General features: G+C 38.3%; 18 protein-coding genes. All 18 read left to right on the top strand.

Annotated features, from left to right (window positions below; translation table 11 throughout):
* Positions 1-115: 115 nt before the first annotated feature.
* The 18 genes from ACY9Z2_RS17150 to ACY9Z2_RS17065 all read left to right on the top strand — a co-directional run bounded on the left by ACY9Z2_RS17150 (position 116) and on the right by ACY9Z2_RS17065 (position 11440).
* On the top strand, positions 116-451 hold the full coding sequence (locus tag ACY9Z2_RS17150; RefSeq protein WP_463610892.1) for a KOW domain-containing RNA-binding protein: 336 nt from the start codon (positions 116-118) through the stop codon (positions 449-451).
* Positions 429-647 (top strand): translation initiation factor IF-1, encoded by a 219-nt coding sequence (gene infA / locus ACY9Z2_RS17145; protein ID WP_010652072.1) that lies wholly within the window; start codon positions 429-431, stop codon positions 645-647. The genes ACY9Z2_RS17150 and infA overlap by 23 nt, the downstream gene beginning before the upstream one ends.
* 35 nt (positions 648-682) lie before the next feature.
* Entirely contained in the window at positions 683-796 is a 114-nt protein-coding gene (gene rpmJ / locus ACY9Z2_RS17140) for a 50S ribosomal protein L36 (RefSeq protein ID WP_002509257.1), read from the top strand.
* Positions 797-820: 24 nt separating this feature from the next.
* Positions 821-1186 carry a 30S ribosomal protein S13 gene (gene rpsM / locus ACY9Z2_RS17135; protein WP_463610891.1) on the top strand — a complete coding sequence of 122 codons (366 nt, stop codon included), beginning with the start codon at positions 821-823 and terminating at the stop codon, positions 1184-1186.
* A gap of 22 nt (positions 1187-1208) precedes the next feature.
* Positions 1209-1598, top strand: a complete 390-nt coding sequence (rpsK, locus tag ACY9Z2_RS17130) for a 30S ribosomal protein S11 (protein WP_463610890.1) — start codon at positions 1209-1211, stop codon at positions 1596-1598.
* 232 nt (positions 1599-1830) lie between these two features.
* Positions 1831-2775: a DNA-directed RNA polymerase subunit alpha gene (locus tag ACY9Z2_RS17125; protein WP_463610889.1), complete on the top strand. Its 945-nt coding sequence runs from the start codon at positions 1831-1833 to the stop codon at positions 2773-2775.
* A 44-nt stretch (positions 2776-2819) separates the two neighbouring features.
* Positions 2820-3173 (top strand): 50S ribosomal protein L17, encoded by a 354-nt coding sequence (gene rplQ, locus ACY9Z2_RS17120; protein WP_463610888.1) that lies wholly within the window; start codon positions 2820-2822, stop codon positions 3171-3173.
* Positions 3174-3672: 499 nt separating this feature from the next.
* Positions 3673-4512 carry an energy-coupling factor ABC transporter ATP-binding protein gene (locus ACY9Z2_RS17115; protein WP_463610887.1) on the top strand — a complete coding sequence of 280 codons (840 nt, stop codon included), beginning with the start codon at positions 3673-3675 and terminating at the stop codon, positions 4510-4512.
* On the top strand, positions 4488-5360 hold the full coding sequence (locus ACY9Z2_RS17110) for an energy-coupling factor ABC transporter ATP-binding protein (protein ID WP_463610886.1): 873 nt from the start codon (positions 4488-4490) through the stop codon (positions 5358-5360). Before ACY9Z2_RS17115 ends, ACY9Z2_RS17110 begins: the two co-directional genes overlap by 25 nt.
* Entirely contained in the window at positions 5353-6153 is an 801-nt protein-coding gene (locus tag ACY9Z2_RS17105; protein WP_463610885.1) for an energy-coupling factor transporter transmembrane component T family protein, read from the top strand. The genes ACY9Z2_RS17110 and ACY9Z2_RS17105 overlap by 8 nt, the downstream gene beginning before the upstream one ends.
* A gap of 18 nt (positions 6154-6171) precedes the next feature.
* The gene (truA, locus tag ACY9Z2_RS17100; protein ID WP_463610884.1) at positions 6172-6927 is read left to right on the top strand and encodes a tRNA pseudouridine(38-40) synthase TruA; all 756 of its coding nucleotides are present in this window, start codon (positions 6172-6174) and stop codon (positions 6925-6927) included.
* A gap of 133 nt (positions 6928-7060) precedes the next feature.
* Positions 7061-7498, top strand: a complete 438-nt coding sequence (gene rplM, locus ACY9Z2_RS17095; RefSeq protein WP_463610883.1) for a 50S ribosomal protein L13 — start codon at positions 7061-7063, stop codon at positions 7496-7498.
* 19 nt (positions 7499-7517) lie between these two features.
* A complete protein-coding gene (gene rpsI / locus ACY9Z2_RS17090) occupies positions 7518-7910 on the top strand; it encodes a 30S ribosomal protein S9 (RefSeq protein ID WP_463610882.1) in 393 nt (130 codons plus the stop codon).
* A 194-nt stretch (positions 7911-8104) separates the two neighbouring features.
* Positions 8105-8779, top strand: a complete 675-nt coding sequence (locus ACY9Z2_RS17085) for a hypothetical protein (protein WP_463610881.1) — start codon at positions 8105-8107, stop codon at positions 8777-8779.
* Positions 8776-9999, top strand: coding sequence for an efflux RND transporter periplasmic adaptor subunit (locus ACY9Z2_RS17080; protein ID WP_463610880.1), 1224 nt, complete (start codon positions 8776-8778; stop codon positions 9997-9999). Before ACY9Z2_RS17085 ends, ACY9Z2_RS17080 begins: the two co-directional genes overlap by 4 nt.
* A 61-nt stretch (positions 10000-10060) precedes the next feature.
* Complete coding sequence (locus ACY9Z2_RS17075) at positions 10061-10489, top strand: DUF948 domain-containing protein (protein WP_463610879.1); 429 nt, start codon at positions 10061-10063, stop codon at positions 10487-10489.
* Entirely contained in the window at positions 10486-10995 is a 510-nt protein-coding gene (locus ACY9Z2_RS17070; RefSeq protein WP_463610878.1) for a DUF948 domain-containing protein, read from the top strand. Before ACY9Z2_RS17075 ends, ACY9Z2_RS17070 begins: the two co-directional genes overlap by 4 nt.
* Before the next feature lie 22 nt (positions 10996-11017).
* The gene (locus tag ACY9Z2_RS17065) at positions 11018-11440 is read left to right on the top strand and encodes a DUF948 domain-containing protein (protein WP_463610877.1); all 423 of its coding nucleotides are present in this window, start codon (positions 11018-11020) and stop codon (positions 11438-11440) included.
* Positions 11441-11906: the final 466 nt, after the last annotated feature.

Here is an 11906-nt window from a genome sequence, read left to right as displayed (position 1 = left end):
GATTGATCGAAAACGAGTATTGTAATAAAAGTGACACAGGATGTTGCTAGTAACTTAAAATAAATCCTTTTAAAAGGTAGCATTAAAACTATAGCCTAAGTGAAGGTGATCGTTGTTGAGCGAAGCTGATTCGATTCCGCGAATAGGTCAAATTGTTCGTATTATGCAAGGCCGTGAAGAAGGACAATACGCGGTTGTAATTAATATGATAGACGACGGGTATGTCATGCTAGCAGATGGGGAAAAACGTAAGTATGATCGACCAAAGAAAAAGAATATCCATCATATCGAATTGATGGATTACATTTCCCCTGAAGTTCAAAATAGCCTTCTAGAAACTGGTCGTGTCACAAATGGTAAGTTAAGATTTGCCATAGCTAAATTTGTCAATGAAGTTGTGACTGATTTGAAGAAGGGAGACCAACACGATGGCGAAAGACGATGTAATTGAAGTTGAAGGTACAGTAACGGATACATTGCCCAATGCAATGTTTAAAGTTGAGCTTGAAAACGGTCATACGGTTTTAGCACATGTTTCAGGTAAAATTCGTATGCACTTCATCCGTATTTTACCTGGTGACAAAGTGACAGTTGAACTCTCACCGTATGATTTAACTAGAGGACGGATTACGTACCGTTATAAATAACCGAGAGAGCTCCGATATTAAAGGAGGTAAAGAAGATGAAAGTAAGACCATCTGTAAAACCAATTTGCGAAAAGTGTAAAGTTATTAAGCGTAAAGGCAAAGTAATGGTGATTTGCGAAAATCCAAAACACAAGCAAAAACAAGGCTAATTATCAAGGAGGTGCAAGAAATTTATGGCACGTATTGCAGGTATTGATATTCCACGTGATAAACGTGTAGTTATTTCATTAACATATATTTATGGTATTGGAAAGAATACTGCACAGAAAGTCCTTAAAGAAGCAGGCGTTTCTGAAGACACTCGTGTGCGCGATTTAACAGAAGATGAACTAGGTAACATTCGTAAAGCACTTGAAGCTCATACTGTTGAAGGTGACCTTCGTCGTGAAGTATCCCTTAACATCAAGCGTTTGATCGAGATTGGATCATATAGAGGTATCCGTCATCGCCGTGGATTACCAGTTCGTGGTCAAAAAACAAAAAACAACTCACGTACTCGTAAAGGCCCACGTCGTACAATGGCTAACAAGAAAAAGTAACGTGAAGGAGGTAAGCTAATCAATGGTTCGTAAAACTAATACACGTAAGCGTCGTGTGAAAAAGAATATTGATACTGGTATTGCACATATCCGTTCTACGTTTAACAACACAATCGTTACAATTACGGATGTGCAAGGTAACGCTGTTAGCTGGAGCTCAGCTGGATCACTTGGCTTCAAAGGTTCTCGTAAATCAACACCTTTCGCAGCACAAATGGCAGCTGAAACAGCAGCTAACGCTGCTATGGATAATGGAATGAAAACACTAGAAGTAACTGTTAAGGGCCCTGGAGCTGGTCGTGAAGCAGCTATCCGTTCCCTTCAAGCAGTAGGCCTAGAAGTAACAGCTATTCGTGACGTAACACCAGTTCCTCACAATGGTTGTCGCCCACCAAAACGTCGTCGTGTGTAATTGTACCGTATATAATTTGTCACCCTGTCTATAATGGGTTATGATAGCTAAAAGTATGGAGGGTAGGAAGGAACGTCCTTTTTACACCATCCTAAACAGAAAGCATCGATGAACGACAGACAATACGAAAGAAATACAATAGTGCAGAAACGCCAACTGCCTATTTGGGGAATTTCGGTTAGACCGTTTTGTCTAGCCGGGGTTTCGACGTTTTAGAGGAGGGTTTTGTTGAATGATCGAAATTGAAAAACCAAAAATAGAAACAGTAGAGATCAGCGATGATGCCAATTTTGGTAAATTCGTCGTCGAACCGCTTGAACGTGGATATGGTACTACTCTAGGAAACTCCTTGCGTCGTATCCTATTATCCTCACTTCCGGGCGCTGCTGTAACGGCAGTTCAAATCGATGGAGCACAGCATGAATTTTCAACGATTGATGGAGTCGTAGAAGATGTTACAACAATCATATTGAATTTGAAGAAGCTTGCTCTTAAAATCTACTCTGATGAAGAAAAAACTCTAGAGATTGATGTGCAGGGAGAAGGAAAAGTTACGGCTGCAGATCTAACGTATGATAGTGATGTTGAAGTATTAAATCCAGAACTTCCTATTGCTACAATTAACAACAATGGAAGCTTGCATATGAAAATAACTGCGGAGCGTGGTCGCGGTTATCGTCCTGCAGAAGGAAATAACCATGACGATCAACCAATCGGTGTTATCCCAGTTGACTCAATCTTTACACCAGTTTCACGCGTAACATACCAAGTTGAAAATACTCGTGTCGGACAGATCGCGAACTTCGATAAGTTAACATTAGATGTATGGACCGATGGAAGCATTCGTCCTGAAGAAGCTGTTTCATTAGGCGCAAAAATATTTACCGAGCACCTTAATATTTTTGTAGGGTTAACTGACGAAGCTCAAAATGCTGAAATAATGGTTGAAAAAGAAGAAGATCAAAAAGAAAAAGTAATGGAAATGACAATTGAAGAGCTTGATCTATCGGTTAGATCCTATAATTGTTTGAAACGTGCTGGTATTAATACAGTTCAAGAGCTTTCAAATAAATCAGAAGAAGATATGATGAAAGTGCGTAACTTAGGCCGTAAATCACTTGTTGAAGTAAAAGTAAAACTTGAGGATCTTGGCTTAGGATTACGTAATGACGACTGATAACGATAGACACCTTTAGACTTTCAAAAAGGGAGGGATAGTCCATGGCTAGAAAACTAGGACGTACTACAGATACTCGTATGGCATTACTTCGCAATCTTGCGTCAGACTTAATCATTCATGAACGCATTGAAACTACTGAAGCAAAAGCGAAAGAATTAAAATCTGTTACGGATAAAATGATTACACTAGGCAAGCGCGGTGATTTACATGCGCGTCGTCAAGCCGCATCATTCTTATACAACCAAGAAGCTAATGAAAACGAAAACGTTATTCAAAAGCTATTCGGTGAAATTGCAGAACGTTACGAAGAACGACAAGGTGGATATACACGTGTTCTTAAGCTTGGAGCTCGTCAAGGTGACGGAGCAAAGATGGCAATTATCGAACTAGTATAATGAAGCTTTTGCGCATTAAGGGCAGGACTGAATCTCTTCCACGAGGTGAAGCCAAGCCCTTTTTTTGTAGTAAGAAAAGCGAAGTGGGCTCGCCCAGCGGCGACAAGCGTAAGCAAGAGACCGTAGAGCACTGGGTTTGTGCTCGGAGTGTCAATTGCTTACGTCTCGAGCCGCTAGCCCACGGAGCTAGACAAAGAAAAGCGAAGGCGACTGTTTAGCGGCGTGGGCGGACACAGAGTACCTTATTTAAGTTAAATTAATGAAAATACAGTGCTTAACGGACACAGGGTACGCTATTTGCGAAAAAGTACAGGAAAACACTGCTTTTTTGTTAAATAAGGGATCCTGAGTCCGCATACTGAATAAAATAGGGCATTATTATACAAATAAGGAATCGTGTGTCCGTTAGATGCGTGCAAATGTCACCGGTTGGATGCTTAATTAGAAATAACACGAGAAAAAACCCAGGCGATGAGCTGAGCTAGAGGAGGTAACACCAATGCGAGAAAAGTTAATAGAGTTTAGAAATGTATCGTTCCGATATGGAGAAGAAGAGCCTTGGGTGCTTAAAAATTGTAGTTTTCATATTTTCAAAAATGAATGGATAGCCATTATTGGACACAACGGGTCAGGAAAATCAACAATTGCTAAATTATTGAACGGTTTACTCTTTCCACAGGAAGGCGAGATCCTCATAAATGGAGTAAAGATAACAGAGGAATCGATTTGGGAAGTCCGTAAAGATGTTGGAATGGTATTTCAAAATCCGGATAACCAGTTCGTAGGTACAACTGTTCAGGATGATGTTGCATTTGGAATGGAAAACCGTGGAATTCCGCGAGAAGAAATGATTAAGCGTATTGATACAAATTTAAATGCTGTGGGGATGCAAGATTATAGAATGACAGAGCCACACCGATTATCTGGCGGACAAAAACAACGTGTTGCGATTGCAAGTGTATTGGCAATTTCACCGGAAGTTCTTATTTTGGATGAAGCAACAGCGATGTTAGATCCAAAAGGTCGGAAAGAAATCATGAATACAGTATCAAGTGTGCAAAAAGAGCATCAGCTTTCATTGATTACGATTACTCATGATTTGCAGGAGGTTGTACAAGCAGAAAGGGTAATCGTCATGAATGAGGGGGAAATTTGGGACGAGGCTAATCCGCGTGATATTTTTGCTAAGAAACAAGAGCTTCGTGAAATTGGACTTGATGTTCCTTTTGTGGCTATTTTAGTAGACGAGTTAAAGCAGCTTGGTGTTCCTATCACGGATGAGGCCTTAAATCATGAGGAATTGTTGGAGGACTTATGGACATTACATTCAAGAACGTAAGCTATATATATCAACAGAATACACCATTTGCCCATAAAGCGATTGAAGATTTGTCATTTCAAATACCATCTGGCTCTTTTGTTGCTATTATAGGACATACTGGTTCAGGCAAATCTACCTTAATTCAGCATTTAAACGGTCTCGTGATGCCTAGTGAAGGAGAAGTAACGATTGGTAATTTTCGTTTAACAAATGAAGAGAAGCCAAAGAACTTAAAGGAATTACGGAGCAAGGTTGGAGTCGTATTTCAGTATCCAGAACACCAATTGTTTGAAGAAACAGTGGAAAAAGATATTGCATTTGGCCCTGAAAATTTTAATGTATCGAAAGATGAAATTAAGAAACGTATCAAACAAATCACTCCTGCTGTAGGATTAAATGAAGAATTGCTATCACGTTCCCCATTTGACCTTAGTGGTGGACAAATGCGACGGGTAGCTATTGCAGGTGTATTAGCGATTCAACCCGAGGTACTTGTATTGGATGAACCAACCGCAGGACTCGATCCTCGTGGTCAAAAAGAAATCATGGAAATGTTTCATACGCTTCATCATGAACAGAAGTTAACGACCATTCTGGTTACACATAGCATGGAGGACGCTGTTAAATATGCTGATCATGTCATCATTTTAAACAAAGGGAACAAATACATGGAAGGTAAGCCGGAAGAAGTTTTTATTCAACAAGAAGCGTTGAATAAAGTACAACTTGATATCCCAGAAGCGGTTCAATTTCTAACTTCATTTGAAAAAAAGTTTGATAGAAAAATACCGTTTCATAGACAGACAACAAAAGAAATTGCAGAAGCGATTCAGCAAGCACTAAAGGAGGCTGAATCCGTTGAATAATGCATTGATAATTGGTCAATATGTGCCAGGACAATCACTTGTTCACAAATTGGATCCGAGAACAAAGATAACCGTCATTTTCTTTTTTGTTTTCATTGTATTCTTGGCAAACAACTTTGTAAGCTACGGCATTTTAACTGTCTTTGCACTTGCCTGCACGTTTACTACTAGAATTCCCATTCGTTTTATTTTAAAAGGGTTAACCCCAGTATGGTTTTTAATTATTTTTACCTTTTTCCTTCACCTTTTCGTTACAAAAGAGGGAACAGTGTTAGTTGAAATTTTTTCATTTAATATTTATTCAGGTGCATTAATTCAAGGTATCAAAATTTCGATGCGGTTTTTCCTTTTAATTCTCGTAACATCATTGTTGACGCTAACTACCACACCGATCGAAATTACGGATGCAATTGAGGATCTTTTACATCCACTCAAAAAAATAAAGTTTCCGGTACATGAACTGGCATTAATGATGTCGATTTCATTACGGTTTATTCCTACGTTAATGCAAGAAACGGAGAAAATTTCCCGGGCACAGGCTTCCCGTGGAGTAGACTTTCGTACAGGTAAAATGAAGGAGCGCATTAAGGCTGTAGTGCCATTGCTTGTCCCATTATTTGTCAGTGCATTTAAGCGTGCAGAGGAACTAGCAATGGCGATGGAAGCACGTGGATATCAAGGTGGGGAAGGTCGAACAAAACTACGTGAATTGAAGATAGAGAAACGAGATATCGCTATCTATATTTTATTTATTTGTGTTGTAATAGTTTTATTGTTATTTAGAAATTATTAAGCAAGGTGGCTGGATGAAGTGGAACGAATTAAATGTGTAATTAGCTACGATGGTACTAACTTTTCAGGATTTCAAATCCAGCCAAAAAAACGAACGGTTCACGGTGAACTAGAAAAAGCATTAACGAAGATTCATAAAGGGGAGCATATTCGCATTCAAGCATCTGGGCGTACCGACACAGGTGTCCATGCGAAAGGGCAAACGATTCATTTCGATTCATCGTTAAGCATCCCACAGGATAATTGGAAACGTGCACTTAACACGTTATTACCTGATGACTTATATGTTAAAAAGGTAGAGAAAATGCAAGCTACTTTTCATGCTAGATATGATGTAGTCGAAAAAGAGTATCGCTATTATATATGGAATGAAAAAGAGCGAGATGTTTTTAAACAGAACTACGCTTACCAATTTCCTTATCAACTTGATGTCGAAGCAATGAAAAAAGCTTGCGAGCATTTAGAGGGAGAACACGACTTCACAACGTTTTCCTCTGCAAAAGCAACTACTAAAGGGAGTAAAGTTAGGACACTTTATCAAGTAAGCTGTGTAAGTAATGGAAATGAAATTGAATTTATTTTTCGAGGAAGCGGTTTTTTATATAATATGGTTCGAATTATCGTCGGGGCAATGCTAGATGTTGGGCAAGGTAGGCGTCGACACGATGATATGATTGATCTATTAGAAAAGAAAGATCGTAGGCTATTAGGGGAAACGGTTCCACCCCAAGGATTATATTTGTGGAATGTAAAATATGAGGAAAAAAGCTTGTAACTCCTTGACATAGGGCTATCAAGTAGTATATGATGATATATGGCATTTTATTTCAAAACCATGATTAGCCCCGGAAAACTAATTATGATGAAATAAACGAAATTGATTGATGTAAATTAGGAGGGAAACTATCATGCGTACAACGTTCATGGCTAACGAAAGTAACATTGAACGCAAATGGCTTGTTGTAGATGCTGAAGGACAACGTCTAGGTCGTCTAGCAAGTGAAGTTGCGACTTTGCTACGTGGTAAACATAAACCAACGTATACACCACATGCAGACACTGGTGATAACGTAATTATTATTAACGCTGAAAAAATCGAGCTTACTGGAAATAAACTTAACGATAAAATGTATTATCGTCACTCAAACCACCCAGGTGGATTGAAAGCACGTAATGCTAACGAAATGCGTACGAAATATCCTGAGCAAATGCTTGAGCTTGCAATTAAAGGCATGCTTCCAAAAGGATCACTAGGACGTAAAATGAGTAAAAAATTGCACGTATATAAAGGTTCAGAGCATAACAACCAAGCACAAAAACCAGAAGTTTACGAACTTCGCGGATAATTAAAAGGAGGTCAACCAAGTGGCACAAGTACAATACTACGGCACAGGTCGTCGTAAAAAATCAACTGCACGTGTACGTCTAGTTCCAGGTAACGGTAAAGTTGTCATCAACGGCCGTAACGCTGCTGACTATTTTCCATATGAGACACAACTATTAATCATGAACCAACCGCTTTCTGCTACAGAAACGGAAGGCACATACGACGTTTTAGTTAACGTTCATGGTGGAGGATTCACTGGCCAAGCTGGTGCTATCCGTCATGGTATCTCTCGCGCACTACTAGAAGCTGATCCAGAATACCGCGCTTCTCTTAAACGTGAAGGTTACCTAACTCGTGACGCTCGCATGAAAGAGCGTAAGAAGTATGGTCTTAAAGGCGCACGTCGTGCACCACAGTTCTCAAAGCGTTAAGCTTTTCTATCAAATACCCTTTCTCCTTTGTGGAGAGAGGGTATTTTTTATGTATCGATACGAATATATAAACTTATCTTCTGATTTTTCCTAGTTCAATTTTTAAAAAAAGATAGAATATTATCGAACATTGCGTTAAGATTAAATTGGAATAGAAAACCATTTCATAGAATTATAGCAAAGGAATGTGCTGTATGACATATCATTTTAATTTAATTAAATTTTTCTTTCCGATTGATGATAGTTTGTATCGAATCAAAGAAGCGGAAAAGGTATATAACGTATGGAAAGTTACAGGATTACTTGTTTTATTAAGCATGATTATATATGCATGGATGGCATCGCTAGGCATGGGCACCGACATGATCTCATCTGGTGCACCTTCATTAAGTGAATTAACGTATGAACAAAGCAAATTATGGTTTGTTGTAGGAAGGATAGCATATGCCATATTATTGACTGCGTTCCTTTTATTTGTGCCTGCACTTATTTTTCGTTTAGTAGCAGAAATACCTTATCAAAAGCTGTTAATCATGCAACAGGTAGTATTATTTGTCATGCTGATAGAGCGTGTGATTTGGATACCGGTGTATATTAACTTCGGCTTGGATTGGTATGTTTCACCACTTTCATTCGGGATCATTGTTTCGTATTTGACGGAAGCGGATTGGCCGGTATATTTTTTCGGAGCTATATCGCTCGTGCAGATTTGGGTTATTTGGTTTCAGGTACGGTATATCAGTTTTCTATCTAACTTGAAGCGGCATTGGATATGGATTAATGTCCTATCACTACATATTTTTTACTGGTTTATTGTCGCGTTTTTAACATACTTCGATAGCTTTATGATAAGTAGGTGGTTTGAATGAAGCGTAGAAAAATTATGATAGCTTGCATCATTTTGTTTACCGCAATTAACGGCTTATTAGTTTACTTGGATGATAACGGCACAGTTGAAAGGAAATCATATGTAAACGAATGGTCAGAAGTTTTTCAAGCTAATCTATATAATAAGATGGAGAAGTCTGGTGTACTAACAGCAATTAATAAAAACAATGTCTATTTCGATAAAAGCCTAGGTAGCTTCCAGGAGTTTTTGGTCGAAAAAGGTACGCAGGTTAATCAAGGTGATCAGTTATATACATATCGAGTACACGATTATTATGAAACAAAAGAATATTTAACGAGTCAGGCGGACCAACTAGAGGGAGAAATAGCGGCAATTGAGGATGCGATTGCAGAGATTTCATCATACCGAATTCCAACTGTTCAAATACAAACGGGTGAAGATGAGGAAGGCAACGAAATTGTAACGACACTTCCTTCTATTGAATCAGAATATATGAAAGAGCAATACTTGATTGAAAAGGAAAAAGAATTAGGCCGGGCGGAAGCAAAGCTTGCAAGTATTGAATCACAGCTAACAGAGCTAGATTCAAGCGGTGATACTATTACTGTGGAAAGTCCTTATAATGGAAAAGTAACACTAGTATCTGAATCGTTACAAGATCCAATAATTACAATTGCAGCGCAAGGGTTGCATATTGAAGGGGAATTAACAGAGAAGGAACGCACGATTATTCAACAAGAAATGCCAGTTGAAATAGCGGTAAATGAAAATAATGTGATGCTAAAGGGCTCTATTGCGACTGTTAGTGAATTACCGGAGAATATTGATTTGCATAACAAGAGTGAGTATCCGTTTAGTGTTGCCTTTGCAGAAGATGCTGACTTAGAAGGTTTATTGCCAGGATATCATGCAAATTTGTCTATCACTACAAAAAAAGCAGAGAATGCAACTGCTTTATTTGAGGATACTATTTATAGTAATACAATTTGGAAAATGAGAAACGACGGAACGCTTTATCAACAAAAGATTGAAACTGGCATGGAAATGGCAAGTATGCAACAAATCACAAAAGGTGCTAAAGTAGGGGAATGGATAGCCGAAGACCCAGAAGAGGAGTTTCGGACTGGTGCTACGTTTGTTACTCCTTTAAAGGAAAGCAAAATCAATTGGAACGATGCAATTCATTTCACATACAAGGATTGGGGAAAGTATCTGGTTATAGGAGTTTTGGCGAGATAAAGTAATTCGTTTAGGTTATCATTAAAAGTGGAATAAGTCTGTTACAAGGAGGCTATGACATATGGAATTTGTATATATAGGTGTGTTTCTTTGTGCAATAGCATTTGCGATTGTTACAATCTATATTGCCAAAGTTTTACTCAGGCTTACGAATGTACAAAAATCGCTTGGTATCACGCTGGGTGAAGTAGAAACAAAGTTACACTACATAACATCCGAATTAGAAAACACAATAAAAGAAACAGACAAAACAATTGATGATGTGGAAAATAAGCTTCGAGCGACAGATGGCTTATTCGAAACCTTAGAAAATGTTGGAACGTCAGTGGAGAATCTTAATCGTGCTGCTGATCGACAAACAAAAAAGCTTTCGTCTGATCGTACTTTGCGTGATGTGCGTTCAGTTGCACATAGTGTTCAGTGGAGTGAGGTCGCCTTTCGATTGTTTTCTAAATGGAAAAGTAATGAGAGAAATGAGGGAGAAGTATGAGTCTGACTGGATTAGGTGTACTACTTATTGGCTTAGCATTTTTAATTTTAGCATTATTTATTGCAAAGGCACTTAATAATTTGGCATCCGTGCTTGAAGGTGTTGACAAAACAGTTACACAGCTTCCTCACCAAATTGATGAAGTGCTAAAAGAAACAAGCACATTAATACGACATAGTAATGAAACACTTGCAGATGTAAATGAAAAGTTACGTGGCTTAAGCCCACTATTTTACATTGTTGGTGATATTGGAGAATCATCAAGGAAACTTTCATCTTCGTTAGTGGATGTCAGCGCATCAGTTAGAAATAAATCAGATGATAGACGTTCTACAGGAAAACGCAATTATTTAAGTAGTGTTTATGGTTCTTTTGCACTCGGTTATTATTGGTTCAGAAAGCGTAAAGAACTAACAAAAGGATCGAAGCTTTTTAATGAAGGACAAAAACAATCGTCCAAGTTGAAGAAAATCAAACAGGACGTACAAACAGAAGTTAACAAATAGCATCTAGGAGGAGGTAAGAAGTATGGATTGGTTAGGAATTGGAGTGCTAGTCATTGGTATTGCATTTGTTGGGCTAGTAATAGTCTTAATAAAGCCTCTTAATAATCTTGGAAATGTACTCTTTAGTATTCAACGTACGACAGATGATTTACCTCATAATATTAATGTTGTCGTTGATCAAACAAAAAGTACGTTACAAGCTAGTACAGAAGCTATAGCAAGTGTGAACAAGCAAATGAATGAATTGAGCCCGTTATTTCATATTGTTGGTGATGTTGGTCGTTCAACTGAAAAGCTGTCATCTAAGCTAGTCGATGTTTCCGTATCAATGAAAGGAAATACAGAAGAAGGAAAAAATTTCATTGATCGCCACAACCTTGAAGGGTTATATGGTGCTCTTACACTGGGATATTACTTAGCTCAAAAACGGAAAGCTTCCAAATAATATTTGGAACGGGATTAGGGATAGCATACCATTTATCATTTGGTATGCTATTTTTTGATACTATCGTTTAAAGTTATGATTACCGCTGCGGAACACTCCAACTTCCAAAAAAGCGCAGGGAAATTGAGCTAAGCGGACACAGGATACTTTATTTATGCAAAATAGAGGTAAATGGGACTGCTCGCGGTCACAGGGTACCTTATTAAGACAAAAACAAGGTGAAATTACACTTTTTATACTGAATAAGGCATCCTGTGTCCTTTCAACCTCTAAAACACGTTCGAAAAGTAAAAATAAGGTCTTCTGTGTCCGCTACTGAGCAGTGCCCATTCAATACTAGGCGGTTTACCTCCATTGAAAATCGAGGTAGAGTTATAACTTTTTTAACCCAATTTCATTTATTAAAAGTCGGTAAGCGTCAAATACTCCCCACATATTAATGCTAGGTCATTCATGCGATAATCTT

The sequence above is a fragment of the Virgibacillus sp. GM2-2 genome (genome assembly GCF_055329585.1).
Note: the sequence above shows the minus strand (reverse complement) of the source record. Positions and strands in the feature narration are given on the sequence as shown.